At 70.6% G+C, this 20,739-nt stretch carries 18 protein-coding genes; 10 read left to right on the top strand and 8 right to left on the bottom strand.

The window, feature by feature from the left end; genetic code table 11:
- Nucleotides 1-4 precede the first annotated feature (4 nt).
- Complete coding sequence (locus JAO84_RS13765; protein ID WP_370416759.1) at nt 5-1,372, top strand: hypothetical protein; 1,368 nt, start codon at nt 5-7, stop codon at nt 1,370-1,372.
- A 78-nt stretch (nt 1,373-1,450) separates the two neighbouring features.
- Here the strand turns inward: JAO84_RS13765 and JAO84_RS13760 are convergent, their stop codons facing one another.
- A complete protein-coding gene (locus JAO84_RS13760) occupies nt 1,451-2,971 on the bottom strand; it encodes a peptide MFS transporter (RefSeq protein WP_370413120.1) in 1,521 nt (506 codons plus the stop codon).
- Nucleotides 2,972-3,406: 435 nt separating this feature from the next.
- Between JAO84_RS13760 and JAO84_RS13755 the strand changes: the two genes are divergently transcribed.
- Both JAO84_RS13755 and JAO84_RS13750 read left to right on the top strand, forming a co-directional pair.
- Nucleotides 3,407-4,084: a response regulator transcription factor gene (locus tag JAO84_RS13755; RefSeq protein ID WP_370413119.1), complete on the top strand. Its 678-nt coding sequence runs from the start codon at nt 3,407-3,409 to the stop codon at nt 4,082-4,084.
- 100 nt (nt 4,085-4,184) lie between these two features.
- Nucleotides 4,185-5,456: an ATP-binding protein gene (locus tag JAO84_RS13750; RefSeq protein ID WP_370413118.1), complete on the top strand. Its 1,272-nt coding sequence runs from the start codon at nt 4,185-4,187 to the stop codon at nt 5,454-5,456.
- Between the two features lie 18 nt (nt 5,457-5,474).
- Here JAO84_RS13750 and JAO84_RS13745 read toward each other — a convergent pair whose 3' ends face one another.
- Nucleotides 5,475-5,999: a GtrA family protein gene (locus JAO84_RS13745; RefSeq protein ID WP_370413117.1), complete on the bottom strand. Its 525-nt coding sequence runs from the start codon at nt 5,997-5,999 to the stop codon at nt 5,475-5,477.
- 208 nt (nt 6,000-6,207) lie between these two features.
- On the opposite strand from JAO84_RS13745, the gene JAO84_RS13740 reads away from it, so the two are divergent.
- The 4 genes from JAO84_RS13740 (at nt 6,208) to JAO84_RS13725 (ending at nt 10,221) form a co-directional block, all read left to right on the top strand.
- Entirely contained in the window at nt 6,208-7,344 is a 1,137-nt protein-coding gene (locus JAO84_RS13740; RefSeq protein ID WP_370416758.1) for a 5-(carboxyamino)imidazole ribonucleotide synthase, read from the top strand.
- Between the two features lie 49 nt (nt 7,345-7,393).
- The gene (gene purE / locus JAO84_RS13735) at nt 7,394-7,891 is read left to right on the top strand and encodes a 5-(carboxyamino)imidazole ribonucleotide mutase (protein ID WP_370416757.1); all 498 of its coding nucleotides are present in this window, start codon (nt 7,394-7,396) and stop codon (nt 7,889-7,891) included.
- Between the two features lie 71 nt (nt 7,892-7,962).
- On the top strand, nt 7,963-9,120 hold the full coding sequence (locus tag JAO84_RS13730; protein ID WP_370416756.1) for a dipeptidase: 1,158 nt from the start codon (nt 7,963-7,965) through the stop codon (nt 9,118-9,120).
- A gap of 171 nt (nt 9,121-9,291) precedes the next feature.
- On the top strand, nt 9,292-10,221 hold the full coding sequence (locus JAO84_RS13725) for a membrane dipeptidase (protein ID WP_370413116.1): 930 nt from the start codon (nt 9,292-9,294) through the stop codon (nt 10,219-10,221).
- 152 nt (nt 10,222-10,373) lie between these two features.
- Here JAO84_RS13725 and JAO84_RS13720 read toward each other — a convergent pair whose 3' ends face one another.
- Complete coding sequence (locus JAO84_RS13720; protein ID WP_370413115.1) at nt 10,374-11,711, bottom strand: UDP-glucose/GDP-mannose dehydrogenase family protein; 1,338 nt, start codon at nt 11,709-11,711, stop codon at nt 10,374-10,376.
- 130 nt (nt 11,712-11,841) lie between these two features.
- Here JAO84_RS13720 and JAO84_RS13715 point away from each other — a divergent pair, with 130 nt between their 5' ends.
- The gene (locus JAO84_RS13715) at nt 11,842-12,999 is read left to right on the top strand and encodes an acyl-CoA dehydrogenase family protein (protein WP_370413114.1); all 1,158 of its coding nucleotides are present in this window, start codon (nt 11,842-11,844) and stop codon (nt 12,997-12,999) included.
- A gap of 72 nt (nt 13,000-13,071) precedes the next feature.
- Here the strand turns inward: JAO84_RS13715 and JAO84_RS13710 are convergent, their stop codons facing one another.
- The 4 genes from JAO84_RS13710 to JAO84_RS13695 form a co-directional block, all read right to left on the bottom strand.
- The gene (locus JAO84_RS13710) at nt 13,072-13,602 is read right to left on the bottom strand and encodes a hypothetical protein (RefSeq protein WP_370413113.1); all 531 of its coding nucleotides are present in this window, start codon (nt 13,600-13,602) and stop codon (nt 13,072-13,074) included.
- A complete protein-coding gene (locus JAO84_RS13705) occupies nt 13,603-15,411 on the bottom strand; it encodes an alpha/beta hydrolase (RefSeq protein ID WP_370416755.1) in 1,809 nt (602 codons plus the stop codon).
- A gap of 8 nt (nt 15,412-15,419) precedes the next feature.
- Complete coding sequence (locus JAO84_RS13700) at nt 15,420-15,938, bottom strand: hypothetical protein (RefSeq protein ID WP_370413112.1); 519 nt, start codon at nt 15,936-15,938, stop codon at nt 15,420-15,422.
- Nucleotides 15,939-16,030: 92 nt separating this feature from the next.
- The gene (locus tag JAO84_RS13695; protein WP_370413111.1) at nt 16,031-17,320 is read right to left on the bottom strand and encodes an LCP family protein; all 1,290 of its coding nucleotides are present in this window, start codon (nt 17,318-17,320) and stop codon (nt 16,031-16,033) included.
- A 131-nt stretch (nt 17,321-17,451) separates the two neighbouring features.
- Here JAO84_RS13695 and JAO84_RS13690 point away from each other — a divergent pair, with 131 nt between their 5' ends.
- Nucleotides 17,452-17,985, top strand: coding sequence for an acyl-CoA thioesterase (locus tag JAO84_RS13690; RefSeq protein ID WP_370413110.1), 534 nt, complete (start codon nt 17,452-17,454; stop codon nt 17,983-17,985).
- Between the two features lie 13 nt (nt 17,986-17,998).
- Here the strand turns inward: JAO84_RS13690 and JAO84_RS13685 are convergent, their stop codons facing one another.
- Complete coding sequence (locus tag JAO84_RS13685; protein WP_370413109.1) at nt 17,999-19,375, bottom strand: LCP family protein; 1,377 nt, start codon at nt 19,373-19,375, stop codon at nt 17,999-18,001.
- Nucleotides 19,376-19,653: 278 nt separating this feature from the next.
- Here JAO84_RS13685 and JAO84_RS13680 point away from each other — a divergent pair, with 278 nt between their 5' ends.
- Nucleotides 19,654-20,673 carry a glycosyltransferase family 2 protein gene (locus JAO84_RS13680; RefSeq protein ID WP_265868970.1) on the top strand — a complete coding sequence of 340 codons (1,020 nt, stop codon included), beginning with the start codon at nt 19,654-19,656 and terminating at the stop codon, nt 20,671-20,673.
- Nucleotides 20,674-20,739: the final 66 nt, after the last annotated feature.

Raw genomic sequence — 20,739 nt, 5'->3', positions numbered from 1 at the left:
GAGGATCGGTGCGACGGGCGTCGCGCTGATCCTCGGCGGGGCGGGGATCCTGCTGACCGCCGCACCCGCCCTGGCGGCGGAGGTCTCGTACAAGACCGAGTGCATCCCGCCCGCCATCTCCGGCCTTCCGCCGGTCCAGGGCACCACCAAGGTGCAGATCACCGCGCCCGCGGAGGCCAAGGTCGGCGACGAGGTCGAGGTGGTCTGGAAGACGGTCGAGGCCGCGTCCAAGAACCCGGACATCCTCGACCTCGACAAGGACACGGTGAAGCCGACCGGCGTGATCAAGATCGGCGGCGCGGCGAGCGGCACCCTGACCATGGAGGGCCCCCGGCAGAACCCGCCGATCCCGAAGAACAGCCCGATGGTCCTGCCGGACATGAAGGGCAAGCTGAAGCTGGAGAAGGCGGGCGAGATCACGCTGACGCCCGACAAGTACACGATCAACGTCTCCAAGCCGATGTCGACGGACACCAAGTGCTCCCCGAAGGAGACGGTCGCGGTCGGCGCCACGATCAAGGTGACGGACGGCGGTGGCGGCGGCTCCTCGTCCGGTGGCGGCTCCTCGTCCGGTGGTACGACCACGAGCGGTGGTACGACGACCAGCGGTGGTACGACGACCAGCGGTGGTACGACGACGAGTGGCGGTACGACCACCAGCGGCGGCAGCACCGCAGGCGGCACCACGGCGGGAGGCTCGACCTCCGGCGGCAGCTCCGGCGGCTCCGGCGGCCAGACCGACTTCCCCGGCAAGGAGGTCTCCGTCGCCTTCGCCTGCCAGGCCCCCGGCCCGGCGTCCATCAACTCCAAGGTGACCATCAACGCCAAGAAGAACGGCGGCTCCTACGCCCTCACCGTCAAGACCGCCAAGGGCGTCATGAACAGCCCGGCCGCCCTCCCCAAGGGCGCCCTCAAGCCCTCGATGGCGGTGAAGATCGGCGGCGCGGACAGCGGCACGGTCACCGTCACCGGCGCGCCCAACCCCGAGCCCCTGGAGGCGGGCAAGCCGGTCGACCTGACCGACATGACCGGCACCTACAAGCCGGGCGCGAGCGGCAAGGCCACGCTGAGCCCCGGCAAGCTGACCATCAGCGTCTCGCTCGGCGGCTCGCCGATCGTCATCCCCTGCGAGGTCAAGGGCTCCGTCCAGGCCTCGCTGACCCTGGACACCGAGAAGCAGGCGGGCGGCGCGGCCGGCGGCAGCGGGGACGGCGGCGCGTCCACCACGTCCGGCTCCGGTGGTGGCGGCCTCGCCGACACCGGCGCCGACGACGGCGGCGCCCTGCGCGCCCTCGCCCTGGTCGCCGGCACGGTGATCCTGCTCGGCGGCGCGGTGTTCACCTTCACCCCGTGGGCCCGCCTGCGCAGGTAGGCGGAAAAGGCGGAGGGCCGCCGCACCGGTTCGGTGCGGCGGCCCTCAGAGCCGTACAGCTACAGCGTCAGTCGGACGTCAGTGGACGTCGCCCATGAGCGCCTGGACCTTGTTGCGGTACATGTAGATCGCGAATCCGGCGACCACGGCCAGTGTGGCCTGCAACGCGATGATCCCGGTTCCGTTGAGGTCCACGCCCGCGATGGAGAGCAGACCGGTGGTGCAGTCACCGGCGGTGACGGCGAGGAACCAGACACCCATCATCTGGGATGCGTACTTCTTCGGCGCCATCTTCGTGGTGACGGAGAGGCCGACCGGGGAGAGGCACAGCTCACCGATGGTCTGGATCATGTAGATCGAGACGAGCCACATCGGGGAGACCAGGGTGCCGTCGCCGGCCATGTTCATCGGGACGATGAAGATGAAGAACGACGCGCCGACCGCGACGATGCCCATCGCGAACTTCACGATGGTGTTGGGCTCCTTGTTGCGGCGGGCGAGCCACAGCCACAGCCAGGCGAAGACCGGGGCGAGCGCCATCACGAAGAGCGGGTTCAGCGACTGGTACCAGGTGGCGGAGAAGCCGAGGCCGAACATCGTGTCGGCGGTCTTGTCGTCGGCGAACAGCGACAGGGTCGAGCCACCCTGGTCGTAGATCATCCAGAAGACGGCGGCGGCGACGAAGAACCAGATGTAGCCGGAGACCTTGGACTGCTCGGCCTTGTCGAGGTCCTTGTCGCGCTTGATCCGGGCCAGGACGGCGATCGGGATGATCAGACCGGCCAGGGTCAGCGGGACCAGGGCCCAGTTCAGGGTGTACAGGCCGAGGGCGACGACCGCGCCGTAGAACACGGCGGCGGCGACCACGACCAGGCAGACCTTGACGAGGACGTTCCTGCGCTCCTCGGCGGACAGCGGGTTCGGGACCTCGCTGCTCTTCGGGTTGAGGCTCTTGCCGAAGGCGAGGAAGACGGCGAGGCCGAGGCCCATGCCGACGGCGGCGAGGGCGAAGCCCACGTGCCAGTTGACTTCCTTGCCGATGGTGCCGATGAGGAGCGGCGAGACGAAGGCGCCGAGGTTGATGCCGATGTAGAAGAGCGTGAAGCCACCGTCACGGCGCGGGTCGTCCGGGCCGTTGTAGAGGTGGCCGACCATCGTCGAGATGTTGGCCTTGAGCAGACCCGAACCCACGGCGACGAGCGCCAGACCCACGAAGAACATCGCCTGGCCCGGCAGGGCGAGGGAGATGTGACCGGCCATGATCACGAAACCGGCGATGGCGACCGTCTTGCGGGCGCCCCACACGCGGTCACCGAACCAGCCGCCGGGCATGGCCATCAGGTAGACCATCGACACGTACACGGAGTAGATCGCCGTGGCCGTCGCGGCCGTCATGGCGAGACCGCCGCCCTGGCTCCCCTTGGCGGCGTCGACGCCACCGGAGACCAGGTAGTACACCAGCAGGGCCCTCATGCCGTAGTAGGAGAAGCGCTCCCACATCTCGGTGAAGAAGAGGGTGGTCAGACCTCGGGGGTGCCCGAGGAACGTCTTCTGGTACCGGGGCATCCCGGTCGAAGCCGTCGTCATGCTCGACGCCATGTCGATCCTTGCTCTGTCGGGACGCGCGCTTTGTGAGCGGGGTGCGCCCGGTGGGGGAGGCCGGCACCGGCGGGGAGCGGTCGCACCCCTCCGGGATCCACGCCCTGACGCGTCAGCGCGTCGCAGGACCCGGCCCACAGGTCATTCACTGTCCTCGAGACCGCCGACGGCCGCCTCGTGCAGAAAAGAGACCCTTGGCGTGCTTGGCGTACCAACCCGGCCAAAGGTCCCCGTTTACCGCTACAGAACTCTCGACACCATACGACACGACACTGCCGGATATGGAAGGACTTGAGAGATGGATCACAGGCGACTATGGAACCAACTTCCTTCATTCCAAGGTCATGAGCAAATTCCAGACCAAGATCAAAGGGGGGTGGTCCACCCCTGTGGATCACGCCCCGGCACCGTGCCGGTGCGGACTACCATCACCTCATGACCCGTGTACTGCTCGCCGAGGACGACGCATCCATCTCGGAACCGCTGGCCCGCGCCCTGCGGCGGGAGGGGTACGAGGTCGAGGTGCGCGAGGACGGCCCCACCGCGCTCGACGCCGGACTCCAGGGCGGGGTCGACCTGGTCGTGCTCGACCTGGGCCTGCCCGGCATGGACGGACTCGAGGTCGCCCGCCGGCTGCGCGCCGACGGGCACACGGTGCCGATCCTGGTGCTCACCGCCCGCGCCGACGAGGTCGACACGGTGGTGGGCCTCGACGCCGGCGCCGACGACTACGTGACGAAGCCGTTCCGGCTCGCCGAGCTGCTCGCCCGGGTCCGGGCCCTGCTGCGGCGCGGCGCCGCCGAGCCGGCCGTCGCGCCGACCACCCACGGCGTGCGGATCGACGTCGAGTCGCACCGCGCCTGGATGGGCGACGAGGAGCTCCAGCTCACCGCCAAGGAGTTCGACCTGCTGCGGGTCCTGGTCCGCGACGCGGGCCGGGTGGTCACCCGCGACCAGCTGATGCGCGAGGTCTGGGACACCACCTGGTGGTCCTCCACCAAGACCCTCGACATGCACATCTCCTGGCTGCGCAAGAAGCTCGGCGACGACGCGGCCAACCCGCGCTACATCTCCACCGTCCGGGGTGTGGGCTTCCGCTTCGAGAAGAGCTAGTCCGAGAAGAGCTGGTCCGAGAAGAGCTAGTCCGAGAAGAGCTAGTCCGATGAAGAGCTGGTCCGATGAAGAGCTGGTCCGAGAAGGCTGATCCCGTCCCGTGCGCCGCCGTCTGATCAACTCCACGCTCGCCGTGGTGCTCGTCGTCATCGCCGTCTTCGGCGGCTCGCTCCTGATCGTGGAGACCCGCACGGTCTCGTCCAGTGCCCAGGAGCGGGTGGACACGGAGGCGGTGCGGATCGCCTCCATCATCGACAGCCGGCTGATCGGCGGCGAACCCGTCAACCCGGACATCCTGGCCGACCAGAGCGGCGGCCGGCGGTACGCGATCATCCGCATCCCCGGCCGCGACCCCATCGAGATCGGCTCCCGCCCCGGCGGCAGCGTCATCCGCGGCTTCGCCGAGGGCGAGCGCGGCGAGACCGTGGTCGTCGAGGAGGCCCGTTCGGTCGTCATGACCGAGGTGCGCCGCACCCTGCTGATCATCCTGGCCGTGGCGCTGCTGTGCGTGGTGGCCGCGGTGCTCCTCGCCGTACGGCAGGCCAACAAGCTGGCCTCCCCGCTCACCGACCTCGCCGAGACCGCCGAGCGGCTCGGCTCCGGCGATCCGCGGCCCCGGCACAAGCGGTACGGGGTGCCCGAGCTCGACCGGGTCGCGGACGTCCTGGACGCCTCCGCCGAGCGGATCGCGCGGATGCTCACCGCCGAGCGCCGGCTCGCCGCCGACGCCTCCCACCAGCTCCGTACGCCGCTCACCGCGCTGTCCATGCGCCTGGAGGAGGTCGCCGTCGCCGACGACCTGGAGACGGTCCGGGAGGAGGCGACGATCGCGCTCACCCAGGTGGAGCGGCTCACCGACGTCGTCGAGCGGCTGCTCACCAACTCGCGCGACCCGCGGACCGGCTCCGCGGTCGCCTTCGACCTCGACGAGGTCGTCAAGCAGCAGCTGGAGGAGTGGCGGCCGGCCTACCGCAGTGCGGGCCGGGCGATCGTGCACTCCGGCAAGCAGGGCATGCGGGCCGTCGGCACCCCCGGCGCGGTCGCCCAGGTCCTGGCCGCGCTGATCGAGAACTCCCTGATGCACGGCGGCGGCACCGTCGCCCTGCGCACCCGGGTCACCGGCAACCAGTCGGTGATCGAGGTCACGGACGAGGGCCCGGGCGTGCCCGTGGACCTCGGGGCGCGGATCTTCGAGCGGGCGGTCAGCGGTCGCTCCTCGACGGGCATCGGCCTCGCGGTGGCCCGCGACCTCGCGGAGGCGGACGGCGGGCGCCTCGAACTGCTCCAGCAGCATCCGCCGGTGTTCGCGCTCTTCCTGAGCCGCGAGGTCAGAAGCCGTACGGAACCGGAGCCGGAGCGCCCTGTCCGGTAGCAGCCGTGATCGGCGGTCTCAGACCCGGTCGGGCTGCTTGCGGCCGGCCCGGGTGGCCTGCCGCGGCGCCTGCTCCAGGAACGATTCGGCGGCCTGCACCGCCTCCTTCGCCGGCAGCGCCTGGAACACCCAGGTGCGGTACGACCAGAAGCGGAACAGGGTCGCGACGCCGATGCCGAAGAACTTGAAGAAGTTGCTCTGCAGCGGGGTGTCCCAGCCGAAGCCGTACGTCGCCGTGTAGAGCACGCCGTTCTCGATCACCAGGCCGACCGCGCTGAACAGCAGGAACAGCACCAGTTCCTTCGTACGGCCGGACTTGTCGCGGTCGCGGTACGTGAAGTAGCGGAACCCCACGTAGTTGAAGAGGATCGCCACGACGGTGGCGATGATGCTCGCCCGCACCACCGGAAGCTCGGTGACATGGCGCACCAGGTTGAAGACGAGCAGGTTCACCAGGACGCCCAGACCGCCGACCACGCCGAATTTGGCGACCTCGCGGACGAGCCGGTCCACTCGCGTGCGCAGCGCGCCGGGTTCACTCATCGTGATCGCTCTGTCCTGTCCGTTCCGGAGGCGTTCCGGCCGACGCCGTGGCGGCGTCAACCCAGCCATGCTAACCAGCCCTCCGCACACCCGCCCGGGATGTGCGCGATCCGTGTGCGAGCACACCCCGGCTGTGACAAGACACAGCCGGACGAGGCTCCGGAACTTGTGCGGATACCCTAAGAGGGTGACGTTCCCGGTAGTCGGCATGGTCGGCGGCGGTCAGCTCGCTCGTATGACGCACGAGGCAGGCATCCCGCTCGGCATCCAGTTCAAGCTCCTCAGTGACACCCCGCAGGACTCGGCGGCCCAGGTGGTGAGTGAAGTCGTTCTCGGCGACTATCGCGACCTGGACACGCTGCGTGACTTCGCGCGCGGCTGTGACGTGATCACCTTCGACCACGAGCACGTGCCCGCGGAGCACCTCGCGACCCTGGAGGCGGACGGCGTCGTCGTCCGCCCGGGCCGCGCGGCCCTCGCGCACGCCCAGGACAAGGGGGTGATGCGGGCGAAGCTCGACGAGATCGGCGCGCCCAGCCCGCGCCACCGCATCGTGGCCGACCCGGCCGACGCCGTCGCGTTCGCCGCGGAGGGCGCGGGGGAGGGCGGGGGCGACGGCTTCCCGATCATCCTCAAGACCGTGCGCGGCGGCTACGACGGCAAGGGCGTGTGGTTCGTGCGCTCCGAGGAGGACGCCCACGACGCCTTCAAGGCGGGCGTGGCGGTGCTCGCCGAGGAGAAGGTCGACTTCGCGCGCGAGCTCGCCGCGAACATCGTCCGCTCCCCGCACGGCCAGGCGGTGGCCTACCCGGTGGTCGAGTCCCGTCAGGTCGACGGCGTCTGCGACACCGTGATCGCGCCCGCCCCCGAGCTCTCCGACGAGCTGGCCGGGCAGGCGCAGGAGCTGGCGCTGCGGATCGCCAAGGAGCTCGACGTGGTCGGCCACCTGGCCGTGGAGCTGTTCGAGACCCGCGACGGGCGGATCCTCGTCAACGAGCTCGCCATGCGCCCGCACAACTCCGGCCACTGGACCCAGGACGGCGCGATCACCTCGCAGTTCGCCAACCACGTCCGGGCCGTGCTCGACCTTCCGCTGGGCGACCCGCGCCCCCGCGCGAAGTGGACCGTGATGTGCAATGTTCTGGGTGGCGACTACCCGGACATGTATCAGGGGTATCTGCACTGCATGGCCCGGGACCCGCAGCTCAAGATCCACATGTACGGCAAGGACGTGAAGCCGGGCCGCAAGGTGGGCCACGTCAACACCTATGGCGACGACCTGGACGAGGTGCTGGAGCGCGCCCGCCACGCCGCCGACTACCTGCGAGGGACGATCGTTGAGTAATCCGGCCGCGTCGAATGTGAACTCGTCGAGCCCGCTCGTCGGCATCGTGATGGGGTCCGACTCGGACTGGCCCGTCATGGAGGCCGCCGCGCAGGCCCTGGACGAGTTCGAGATCCCGTACGAGGTCGACGTCGTCTCCGCGCACCGCATGCCGCGCGAGATGATCGCGTACGGCGAGGAGGCCGCCGACCGCGGACTCAAGGCGGTCATCGCGGGCGCCGGCGGCGCGGCCCATCTGCCGGGCATGCTCGCCTCCGTCACCCCGCTGCCGGTGATCGGGGTGCCGGTGCCGCTGAAGTACCTCGACGGCATGGACTCCCTCCTCTCCATCGTGCAGATGCCGGCCGGTGTGCCGGTCGCGACCGTCTCGGTCGGCGGCGCGCGCAACGCGGGTCTGCTCGCCGCCCGGATCCTCGCCGCGCACGACCCCGAACTGCTCGCCCGGATGAAGGAGTTCCAGCAGGAGCTCAACGACCAGGCGACGGAGAAGGGCAAGCGGCTGCGGCAGAAGGTCGAGGGCGCGGGCGCGTTCGGGTTCGCCAAGTGAGCGCGGCGGGTACGAGCGGGGCGGGTACGAGCGGGGCGCAGGCCTCGGACCGCCTCGCCGAGGCGCGCGAACTGCTCGCCGCGACCCCGGTCGTGGACGGGCACAACGACCTGCCGTGGGCCCTGCGCGAGCACTGCGGCTACGACCTCGACAAGCTCGACATCGCCGGCGATCTGTCCGCCTCCCTGCACACCGACCTCGCCCGGCTGCGGGCCGGCGGCGTCGGCGCGCAGTTCTGGTCGGTGTACGTGCCGGGCCGGCTGACCGGCGACCACGCGGTCAGCGCCACCCTGGAGCAGATCGACGCCGTCGACCGGCTGGTCGAGCGGTACGCGGCGGACCTCGCGCCCGCGCTGACCGCCGACGCCATGGAGACGGCCCGCAAGGAGGGCCGCATCGCGTCCCTCAAGGGCGCCGAGGGCGGCCACTCGATCAACAACTCCCTGGCCACCCTGCGCGCCCTGCACACCCTGGGCGTGCGCTACATGACGCTCACCCACAACGAGAACAACGACTGGGCGGACTCGGCCACCGACGACCCCCGGCACGACGGGCTCACCGCCTTCGGCCGCGAGGTCGTCCGCGAGATGAACCGCTGCGGCATGCTCGTGGACCTCTCGCACGTGGCGGCGTCGACCATGCGGGACGCGCTGGACACCAGCGTCGCGCCGGTGATCTTCTCGCACTCCTCGTCCCGCGCGGTCTGCGACCACCCGCGCAACATCCCGGACGAGATCCTGGAGCGGCTGCCCGCCAACGGCGGTGTGGCGATGGCGACCTTCGTGCCGAAGTTCATCCTGCCCGCCGCGGTCGAGTGGACCAACCGCGCGGACGAGAACATGCGCGCCCACGGCTTCCACCACCTCGCCACCACCCCGGACGCGATGGCCGTCCACCGCGCCTTCGAGGCGGAGAACCCGCGCCCGCTCGCGACGGCCGCCACGGTCGCCGACCACCTCGACCACATGCGCGAGGTCGCCGGCATCGACCACATCGGCATCGGCGGCGACTACGACGGCACGGCCTTCACCCCGGCCGGCCTGGACGACGTCGCCGGCTACCCGAACCTGATCGCGGAGCTCCTGGTCCGCGGCTGGTCGCCGGCCGACCTGGCGAAGCTGACCTGGTCCAACGCCGTACGGGTGCTGCGCGACGCGGAGTCGGTGGCGCGGGAGCAGCAGGCGCTGCGGGGCGCGTCGATCGCGACGATCGCCGGCTTCGACGCGTAACGCCTCGGTTCTGTACGGGATATGACGTCACGTCAGTGAGGCCCCCGCTCCGGCGGGGGCCTTCGTGTCGCTCGTACGGGCATCCCCCGGACGGCCTAGCCCGCCGCGCCGGGCGCCGGGGGCGGTGGCACGGTTGCCGTACTGCCTCAGTAGTACGGAGTTGAGTCACCCATGGCAGATCTGCTGGACGATCCCACCACCACCTTCACCGTCGCCCACGCCGTCTCGGCGGGCGACGCCGATCCCCCCGAACATCCCCGGCCCCTCGACGAGTCGACCCGAGCCCGCGCGCTGCTTGCCGCGCAGCCGGTCGTCGAGGGGCACACGGAACCGCCGCGCGTCACCGAACCGGACCCGGAAGACCTTCCGCCGGTACGGGCCGCGGAGGCGGGAGCACAGCTCTGGTCCCTGCGCGTCGACGCCGACGAGGGCGTCCTCGGCACCCTGCGCCGGATCGACGCGGTCCGCGCCCTCGTGGCGGCCTGCCCCGAGGACCTGCGCCTCGCCCACACCACCTCCGAGATGGACCACGCCCGCAACTGCGGCCGGGTCGCCGTCGTCCTCGGACCGGTGAGCTGGTCGGCCGTCGGCGGCTCGCCCGCCACGCTCCGGGCGTACCACGCGCTCGGCGTACGGGCGGTGAGCCTCACCCGCTACGACCGCTTCGCCCGCGAGGCGGTACGCGAGATGAACCGGCTCGGCCTGGCCATCGACCTGGCCGGCGCCGACACCGACACCGTCCGCCAGACCCTCGCGGTGAGCCGGGCCCCGGTCCTGCTCACCCGGGCGGACCCGGACGGCATGCCGGACGAGGTGCTGAGCCTCCTCGGCGAGAAGGACGGCGTGTGCATGGTGCCGGTCACCCCCGACGTCTCGGCCACCGCCGACACCCTCGACCGCCTCCGCGCCCTCGCGGGCCCCCGCTCCCTGGGCCTCTCCCACGCGGAACACCCGCCCACCGGCTACGTCCCGCTCTTCGCGGAACTCCTCCGCCGCGACTGGCCGGCGTCGGACCTGGTCTCCCTGTCCCACGGCAACATCACACGCGCGCTGCGGGACACGGAGTTCAGATCGCGGGTGACGCGGCTGAGAGCGGCGTAGCCGTCCCGTTGTGGGCATTCGTCCCGCAGGGCGTGGGGGTCCCCCCGGCGAAGCCAGGGGGAGGGTGGGCACACGGGACGGCGCCCATGCGGGCGCGTTCCGCTCCCGGGCCTGGACCCGCACCACCAGCGCGGCGCGCTCTTGGTGCCCGTTCAGGCCCGCGGGCGGCCCATCGCCCGGTACGTCCAGCCCGCCTCGCGCCACCGCCCCGCGTCCAGCGCGTTGCGGCCGTCGAGGATGACGGCCGAGGAGACGACCTCGGCCAGCTCCGCCGGGTCCAGCGCGTCGCGGAACTCGCGCCACTCGGTGAGGTGGAGGACGACGTCCGCGCCGCGCACCGCGTCGAGGGCGGTGGGCGCGTACGCCAGCGTCGGGAAGAGCCGGCGCGCGTTGTCCATGCCCTTGGGGTCGTAGACGGTGACCTGGCCGCCCTGGAGGTGGATCTGGCCGGCCACGTTCAGCGCGGGCGAATCGCGGACGTCGTCCGAGTCGGGCTTGAAGGTCGCGCCGAGCACCGCCACCCGCTTGCCGAGGAAGCCGCCGCCCAGCGCCTCCCGGGCCATCTCGACCATGGACGCGCGGCGCCGCATGTTGATGGAGTCGATCTCGCGCAGGAAGGTCAGCGCCTGGTCCGCGCCGAGCTCACCGGCCCGCGCCATGAAGGCCCGGATGTCCTTCGGCAGACAGCCACCGCCGAAGCCGATGCCGGCCCGCAGGAACTTGTTGCCGATCCGCTCGTCGTGTCCGATCGCCTCCGCGAGCTTGGCCACGTCGCCGCCGGCCGCCTCGCAGACCTCCGCCATCGCGTTGATGAAGGAGATCTTGGTGGCGAGGAAGGAGTTGGCGGAGGTCTTCACCAGCTCGGCGGTCGGGTAGTCGGTCACCACGAACGGCGAGCCCTCCGCCACCGGCACCGCGTACACCTCGCGCAGCAGCTTCTCGGCCCGCTCGCCGCGTACGCCCTCGGCCACGCCGACCACGATCCGGTCCGGGTGCAGGGTGTCCTGCACGGCGAAGCCCTCGCGCAGGAACTCCGGGTTCCAGGCCAGTTCGACGCCCTCGGGCAGCACGCCCGCGAGCCGCTGCGCCGAGCCGACCGGCACGGTCGACTTGCCGACGACCAGCGCCCCGTCCCGTACGACCCCGGCGAGCGAGGCGAAGGCGGCGTCCACGTAACTCATGTCGCACGCGTACTCGCCGTGCTTCTGCGGGGTGTTCACACAGACGAAGTGGACGTCGCCGAAGGCGCCCGCCTCCTCCCAGGAGGTGGTGAAGCGCAGCCGGCCGCTGGAGCCCTCGATCCCGGCGACGTGCCGCGCGAGCAGCTCCTCCAGACCCGGCTCGTACATCGGGACCCGGCCGCCGGCCAGCATCTCGATCTTCTCGGGGACCACGTCCAGACCGAGCACCTCGAAGCCGAGCTCCGCCATGGCCGCGGCGTGGGTGGCGCCGAGGTAGCCGGTGCCGATCACGGTGATCTTGAGGGCCATGCGGTCTCCATGAGGAGTCGAGGTCGGGCGAATGCCTGCCCGAGCATAGTCGTGCCCTGGCCCGGGGCCCGGTCTCGCCCTACCCTTTGAGTTACTTAACGGTAGTTAGCAAGCGTGGGAGTGTGTGACGGTGGCCGGTTCGGCTGATTTCGATCTGTATCGTCCGTCGGAGGAGCACGAGATGCTCCGGGAGACGGTCCGTGCGCTGGCGGAGGCGAAGATCACGCCGTTCGCGGCCGCGGTGGACGAGGAGGGCCGGTTCCCGCAGGAGGCCCTGGACGCGCTGGTGGCCGCCGACCTGCACGCGGTGCACGTCCCCGAGACCTACGGCGGCGCGGGCGCCGACGCGCTGGCCACCGTGATCGTGATCGAGGAGGTCGCCCGCGCCTGCGGCTCGTCCTCCCTGATCCCCGCGGTGAACAAGCTCGGCTCGCTCCCGGTCATCCTGTCCGGCTCCGAGGAGCTGAAGCACAAGTACCTCGGCCCGCTCGCCAAGGGCGACGCGATGTTCTCCTACTGCCTGTCCGAGCCCGACGCCGGCTCCGACGCCGCCGGCATGAAGACCCGCGCCGTGCGCGACGGTGATTTCTGGGTCCTCAACGGGGTGAAGCGGTGGATCACCAACGCCGGCGTGTCCGAGTACTACACCGTCATGGCGGTCACCGACCCGGAGAAGCGCTCCAAGGGCATCTCCGCCTTCGTCGTCGAGAAGGGCGACGAAGGCGTCTCCTTCGGCGCGCCGGAGAAGAAGCTCGGCATCAAGGGCTCCCCGACCCGCGAGGTCTACCTCGACAACGTCCGCATCCCCGCCGACCGCATGATCGGCGCCGAGGGCACCGGCTTCGCCACCGCGATGAAGACCCTCGACCACACCCGCATCACCATCGCCGCCCAGGCCCTCGGCATCGCCCAGGGCGCCCTCGACTACGCCAAGGGCTACGTCAAGGAGCGCAAGCAGTTCGGCAAGCCCATCGCCGACTTCCAGGGCGTGCAGTTCATGCTCGCCGACATGGCCATGAAGCTCGAAGCCGCCCGCCAGCTCACCTACGCCGCCGCCGCCAAGTCCGAACGCGTCGACGGCGACCTCACCTTCTTCGGCGCCGCCGCCAAGTGCTTCGCCTCCGACGTCGCCATGGAGGTCACCACCGACGCCGTCCAGCTCCTCGGCGGCTACGGCTACACCCGCGACTACCCCGTCGAGCGCATGATGCGCGACGCCAAGATCACCCAGATCTACGAAGGCACCAACCAGGTCCAGCGCATCGTCATGGCCCGCAACCTCCCGTAACCCCCCCACGGGAAGGAACAGCCCCCGGCACACCGTGCCGGGGGCTGTTCGCGTCGGGCGGGGTGCCCGGCCTCAGAAGCGTTCGAGCTTCTCGCCGTCCGGAATCTGGTAGCAGCCTGAGGTGACGAAGATGCTCAGTTTCGGCTCGTCGTCCTTGGCGTGATGGGAGATCTCGACGCTGAACTTCTTCGCGTCGTTGTCGGCCACGATGGTGACGTTCTTGTTCTTGCTCGTGTCCGGCCCGAAGCTGACGATCTTCCAACCATGCTTCGGCATTTCGTTCTTGAGCCGCTCCATGACGCCCTCCAGCTGTGCCGGAGCGGCCGGAACGAAGCTCCACGGGTGGAAGACCGTGAAGTACTTCTCCGGATCCTTGTCGCTCCCGCAGTGCCCCACACCGGCCCCTGTCTTGGTCGCCATCCCCTTGACGCCGACCAGGTCGTAGAGCTCGCTGGAGACCTTCTCCGCCGCGTCCGCCGCGTCATGCGTGGTGCTGATGCCCGAAGAGGGAAGGCCGGAGTCCTTGTCGTTCATGCTGCATCCAGTGAGGGTCGTGAAAGCGAGGGACAGGAGGAGCGCGGACGCGCCCGCCTTGATCTTCATCTAGCGCACTCCCGGCGTGAGGTTGGGCGGCGGCTTCAGCTTGACGTTGTCACCGCTGCCCGCGACGACCAGGCCCTGGTTCTTGAGACTCTCGGTGCCTTCCTTCCAGTAGTCGCTGTGGCCCTCGGTGTCGGTGGCCATCTGGTTGGCGCCGAAGGTCGGGTCACTGGGGATCTGGAACGGACCGTCCCAGTCGAGTCCACCGTGTCCGAACCGGCCGATGTCCGGGACCGGGTCCCCGTCGGCCTCCTCGTTCCAGACATGCCCCTTGGGGACGTCCAGCTGCTCCGCCTTCGGCACCTGCACGCCGGGGCTGCCCGCGAGGATCACGTCGTCGGCGTGCAGGTCTCCCTGCCGGGCCGCCGAGCCGATGAGGGTCGTGCCGTACGAGTGGCCGATCGCCGTGCGGTGCGGATCGGTGTCGACCGAGCGCGAGGCGTCCAGGCCGTCCATGAAGCGGTTGTACGCCGGGGCGCCGTCATCGGCGTAGTGGCTGAACGGCGAGTCCTTCACGATGTCCTGCGGGGCGTCGTAACCGAGCCACGTGATCGTGGAGACCGAGCCGTTGTGCTGCGCGTCGGCCACACGCCACACGTTCTGCATGCGCTCGATGTCGCCGTTGATGCCGCTCAGGTTGGACGTCGTGCCCGGCACGTAGACGGCCTGGTGGTCTGCCGTGTCCGGGTTCCCGTTGGCGACGATCGCGCGGCCGTTCCCCTCGGCGCTGAATCCGAGCAGGTAGGCCTCGGGCAGACCCCGCTCGCCGGTCCGGTCGAAGCGCGCCTGGATGCTGTCCATGCCCTTCAGAGCGCCTTCGAGCTCCCGGTACCGGTCCCCGTACTTCTTGTCCCACTCCATCCACTCGTCGGTGTGCACCTTGGCCGGGTACATACCGGCGGTGATCCACGTCCACTCGTTGGCAGGGGGCTTCGGGATGGAATCCAGCTCGGTACGGTAAGCGCCCTGCTTCTCCGCGAGCACCACCCGGTTCGCCTCGTCGCGGATCGGCGACGGCAGGCCGTCCAGCGCCCCGACCCGGTCCGGCCGCATCGCCAGCCAGGCCTCCTGCTGCTCCGGGGTGAGCCCCTTCCACCAGGCGGAGTTGTCCTTCGGACTGCCGTCCTTCGGCGGCTGCGGCAGCGAGTTCAGGTAGCTCTCGCCAGCCTCCCGGACGCCGCTCGTGTCGGACTGGGCGTCGGCCCAGTCCTTGTCCGAGACCTTCAGGTCGTCGTCCGCCTTCAGCGCCCGCAGCTTCGGCGCCCACTTGGCGTCGGCGTCCGCGGCCTCCTTCAGCGCGTCGGCGATCCGGTTCGCGTACCCGAGGGCCCGGCCGTAGTACGGGTTCGGGTGGATGTTGATCGCCTGGCGCTCGATCGCGTCGGAGGTGTCGGTGCCCCCGGCGCTGCCGGTCACCGTGCCGCCCTCGGCGACCTTGTCGGCACCCGGCTTCGCACCCGCGGGGAAGGTCACCGAGCCGTTCGGGTTCACGGTGCAGCCGTTGGCCTCGGCGTCGGCCGTCGCCGCGTCCAGGTTCCGCTTGGCGACCGCCATGTCGAAGGCGAAACCGTTCAGCGCGGTGCTCACCAGATCGCACTCGGTCTGCGCGTAGTGGAAGTTCTTCGCCAGCTCCTTGAGCTCGCCCAGCGCGGCCTCGGCGGCCTTGCCGGTCAGGCGGGCGCGGATCCCCGAGGAGACCTGGTTCTCCACCGTGTCCATGGCCGCCCCGGCCATGTCGCCGACGGCCCGGTAGCCGTCCGCGGCCTCCTCGTACTCGGCCTGCTTGAAGGCCCGCAAGGTCTCCAGATCCATGGCCGCGGTCACTTCTCCTTCGCCTGGCCGCCGACGGCCTCGGTGTCCGCGTAGTGCGCCTTGAGGCCGTTGAGCTCACCGAGGAGGGTCTCGTCGGGCTTCGACAGGTCGTGCCCGGACGAGGTCAGCAGTCCGCCCAGGGCGCCGCAGCGACTGCTCACGTCGCCGACGTACTTCTTCCAGGAGTCGTACAACTCCTTCTGCGCCGCCGCGCTCTGGATCCCCTGACCGTCGCCCAGTCCCGCCTGCCCCGAGTCGAGCTTGCCCAGCGCCGTGGTGATGTCGTCCTTGAGGCCCGAGACGCCCTCGCCGGCCTTCGTCCAGGCCCGCTTGTCGGTCTTCAGGTCCTCCGAGTACCCGCCGCCGCCCGGCTCCGGCGCGACCTGGTTCAGGCGCATCGAGGACGACTGGCGCGCCGCCGTCTCCGCCTTGAGCTGCTCCCACTCGTCCCACGGCACCCCGTGAACCTCCCCGTTCTCCCCGTTGTCCCCGCCGTCCACGGGCTGTCCCCCGCGGCGGTCCGCCATGATTTCCGAATTTGCTGGACGAAATCAAACGGTCGACGCCCGAACAGGGCGCCGACCGGAAGGAATGAGACGTCAGCGTCAGCGATTGGCCGTCAGCGGTTCGACGTGACCGTGACCGGCTCGTCGTTCTGGATCTCCTTGACCAGCTGCTTCACCTTCGGCATGTCCCACTTCAGGGAGTTCTGCGGGGCCGTGCCGTTGATCGGCATGTTCATCGACTTGCCGTCGCCGCCGCTGATGCCCTTCATCGCGAAGAACATCGTGCCCAGGTCGTAGAGCGACATGTCCTTGTCCACGATCAGGGTGTCCAGGCCCGCGCCGAGGGTCGGGTAGAGCTTGAACGGGTTGAGGATCGTGCCCGGGGTCGCCGCCTGGCTCGCCAGGGCCGACAGGAACTTCTGCTGGTTCTTCGTGCGCTGCAGATCGGACTCGGCGAAGGCGTAGCGGGTACGCACGAAGGCCAAAGCCTGCTCGCCGTTGAGGGTCTGGGTGCCGGCCTGGAAGTCGGCGCCGGACTTCTTGTCCTTGAAGCCCTTCTCGATGTTCAGCTCGACACCGCCGAGCGCGTCCACGATGTTCGCGAAGCCGGCGAAGCCGATCTCCGCGTAGTGGTCGATGCGCAGGCCGGTGTTGTACTCGACGGTGCGGACGAGCAGCTCCGGGCCGTCCATCGCGTAGGCCGCGTTCAGCTTGGAGCCGCCGCGGGCCGCGTACTGCTTGCCGGACTCCGAGCCCACGAAGGACGGGATCGTCACCCAGGAGTCACGGGGGAGCGAGACCATCGTGTTCCCGCTGGAGCAGGCCGCGAGGATCATCATCGAGTCGGTCCGCTTGCCCTCGGCGGAGCCGGTGTGGAGCTTCTTCTTCTCCTCGGCGGACATGCCCTCGCGGCTGTCCGAGCCGACGATCAGATACGTGGTGCAGTCGTCGTCGGCCGGCCGCTCGATGACCTTGGCCAGATCGACCTCGTTGCGCATCTGCGAGCTGGCCCACGCGTACGTGCCGATGCCCCACGCCAGGAGGCCCACGACCACCACGATCGAGCCGATCTTGACGCGCTTGCCCCAGTTCGGCGCGGGCCGCGCGGGTACGGGAGCGCCGCCGCCGGGCGCGTACTGCGGCGGCACGCCGCCCCGGCCGCCGCCCTGCTGGCCGCCGTACACCTGGCCGGAGCTGTAGCCGGAGTCGTAACCGGTGTTCTGGGCCTGGGTGAAGTTCGGGTTGTACCCCTGGTCGTACCCCTGGCCCTGGTCATAGCCCTGGTCGTACCCCTGGTTCTGCTGGTCACGGGGGTACGACTGCTGCTGCGGGGGGACCTGCGGGCGCTGCACGTGGCGCATCCGGCGAGGTCCCTCGGGCTGGGCGTCGGGCCAGTCATTCATGCGGAACAGTGTGCCGGTCCGCGGCTTCGCCCCGACAGGGCGGGTGGGAAATCGGACCGGCGCTGTTGCCAAGCTGATGCAAACCGGACGGCGCCGAGACCGGCCACAAGGGCGGGCATAAGGTAGAGGGCATGACAGATCAGGGCGCTATTCCGGGCAAGCCCACCTCCGCCTCCCGCACCACTCTCAGCCACATCATGACCAGCCACGACACCAACCTCCTCGGTACGGTGCACGGCGGCGTGATCATGAAGCTGGTGGACGACGCCGCGGGCGCGGTCGCGGGCCGGCACTCGGGCGGCCCCGCCGTCACCGCGTCCATGGACGAGATGGCCTTCCTCGAGCCGGTCCGCGTCGGCGACCTGCTGCATGTGAAGGCCCAGGTCAACTGGACGGGCCGGTCCTCCATGGAGGTCGGCGTCCGGGTCATGGCCGAGCGCTGGAACGAGTCCACGCCGGCCACCCAGGTCGGCTCCGCCTACCTCGTCTTCGCCGCCGTCGACGCCGACGGCAAGCCGCGCCCGGTCCCCCCGGTCCTCCCGGAGACCGAGCGCGACAAGCGCCGCTACCAGGAGGCCCAGATCCGCCGCACCCACCGCCTGGCCCGCCGCCGCGCGATCAGGGAACTGCGCGAGCAGCGGAAGGCGGAGGGTTACGAGGACTGATTGGTCCCATGCCCTACGGGCACACCACCTGGTCCCCCCGCACCGCCTCGAACTGCCCCGTCTGCTGCTCCCGCTCCCGTACCGGCGTCACGGCCTTGTAGTCCGCGCCCACCGTCACCTTCAGGGTCGCGCCCTGGCCCTTCACCGGGCGGAGCTCGGCGCCCGGCAGGGCCGCGGCCAGGGACTTCGCCGAGCGGTCCCAGCCGGGGTCGTACTCGACGAGGGTGCGGGCGTGCTCGCGGCCGCCGGGCGCGGTCCGCGGTGCGCGGGTGGTGTCGAAGCCGGTGGCGCGCAGGGCCGTGTCGACCCGGCCGCCGAGTCCGTCCGCGCCGGTCCCGTTGTAGACCTGGACCCGGATCGTCTTCGGCGCGACGTCCACGTCGACGGGCCGCGGCCCCTTCGGCGCGGCCGGCCGGGCGGGGGTGAGCGGGCGGTCGTCGCGCAGCGACTGGAACAGCTTCTGCGCCTTCGGCGCGTCCCACTTCACCGTGGAGCCGATCCCCTTCACCGGGAAGCTCATCTCGCCGATCGGCACGGACACGAACTCCGACGAGGCCGGCGTGAAGCCGTTCATCGCCTTCGCCAGGGCCAGCATCTGCTGGGTGCCGAAGCCCTGGTCGGCCCGGACCGAGCTCAGCATGGTGGAGGCGACCTCGCGGAAGCGCACCGGGTTGAGCAGCACCCCGCCGCCGGTCACCCGGTCGATCAGCGCCGCCAGGAACTTCTGCTGCCGCTGCATGCGCCCGATGTCGGCGGCGCCGTCGACGTGCCGGGCGCGCACGTACTGCAGCGCCTGCCCGCCGTCGAGCTCGTGCGGCCCGGCGGCCAGGTCGAGCCCGGTGTAGGAGTCCTTCAGCGGCTTGGCGGTGCAGATCTGCACCCCGCCGACCGCGTCGACGGTGCGCATGAAGCTGGTGAAGTCGACCTCCAGATAGTGGTCGATCTTCACCCCGGTCATCGACTCCACCGTCCGCACGGTCAGCGACGGCCCGCCCTCCGCGTACGCCGCGTTCAGCTTCACCGGGTGCGCGTGGTGGTGCTTGCCGGTGGTGAGGTCGGTGTGCTCGGGCATCTCGGCGTACGAGTCACGGGGCAGCGACACCACGCTCGCCCGCTCCCGGTCCTCCGAGATGTGCACGAGCATCACGGTGTCCGTGCAGTGGCAGGGGGCGCCGCCGAGCCGGTACTTCTTCCGCTCCTCCTCGGTGATCCGGTCGCGTCCGTCGGTGCCGACGACCAGCACGTTCATGCCGTGCCCGGCCTGCGGGCGGTTCTTCATGTCCTTGAAGGGGTCGATCCGGTTGATCCCGGTGTCGAGGCTGGTCACCACGGCATGCCCGATGCCCCCGGCGGCGAGCACCACCACGGACAGCGTCGTCGCCATCCGCATGCCCCACCGCGGCCGGCTCGGCCGGCGCCGGTGCCCGCGGGCCGGAGCGGCGCGGACCGGAGCGCGGTGGACCGGTTCGGTGCGGACCGGAGGCCGGGGCGGACGGGCCGGACGGGGCGGCGTACGAGGCGGCGTACGGGGCGGTGTGGGCACCGGGGGACACCTCCGCTGGTACGACAGGGGGACCGTGAGCACCGTAGGCCCATACGATCAGCGCCACCGTGCTGCGAGCCGGCGGCACGCGCCCGTGTCCCCCGTTCGCGGTAACGTGGCCCCCGATGAACGCCAATACCCCTGTGTCTGTGATCATGCCGGTCCTCGACGAGGAGCGGCATCTGCGCAACTCGGTCCGCCACATCCTGGAGCAGGAGTACGACGGCGAGATGGAGGTGGTGATCGCGCTCGGGCCGTCCACGGACCGCACCGACGAGATCGCCGCCGAGCTCGTACGGGAAGACCCCCGGGTCCGCACCGTGCCGAACCCCACCGGCCGTACGCCCGCCGCCCTGAACGCGGCGATCAAGGCCTCCCGTCACCCGATCGTGGTCCGCGTCGACGGCCACGGCATGCTGTCGCCCAACTACATCGCGACCGCCGTGCGCCTCCTGGAGGAGACGGGCGCGATGAACGTCGGCGGCATCATGCACGCCGAGGGCGAGAACGCCTGGGAGGACGCGGTCGCCGCCGCCATGACCTCGAAGATCGGCGTGGGCAACGCGGCCTTCCACACGGGCGGCGCGGCCGGCCCGGCGGAGACCGTCTACCTGGGCGTCTTCCGCCGCGAGGCGCTGGAGCAGCAGGACGGCTACAACGTGGAGTTCATCCGCGCCCAGGACTGGGAGCTGAACTTCCGCATCCGCGAGGCCGGCGGTCTGATCTGGTTCTCGCCGGAGCTGCGCGTGCAGTACCGGCCGCGGCCGAGCGTCCGCGCCCTCGCCAAGCAGTACAAGGACTACGGCCGCTGGCGGCATGTCGTCGCCCGGTACCACGAGGGCTCGATCAACCTGCGCTACCTCGCCCCGCCGGCCGCCGTCTGCGCGATCGCCGCGGGTCTCGTGATCGGCGCGACCCTCACCCCGCTCGGCTTCGTGATCCCGGCCGGCTATCTGGCGGCGATCACCGCGGGTTCGGTCCCGGCCGGCAAGGGCCTGTCCCTGAAGGCCCGGCTGCAGATCCCGGTGGCCCTGGCGACCATGCACATGTCGTGGGGCTTCGGCTTCCTGACCAGCCCGCGCGCGCTTGCGCGGAAGGTCATCGCGAGCAGGCGCCCGGCGGTGAAGGCCGGCGAGACCGTCTGACCCGCACCGCACCACACTCGTACGGCGAAGGCCGGGCCCCTCGCAAGGGGCCCGGCCTTCGCCGTA

It is taken from the genome of Streptomyces fradiae (genome assembly GCF_041270065.1).
Classification (GTDB): domain Bacteria; phylum Actinomycetota; class Actinomycetes; order Streptomycetales; family Streptomycetaceae; genus Streptomyces.
This window is presented reverse-complemented; position numbering and strand designations above follow the sequence as displayed.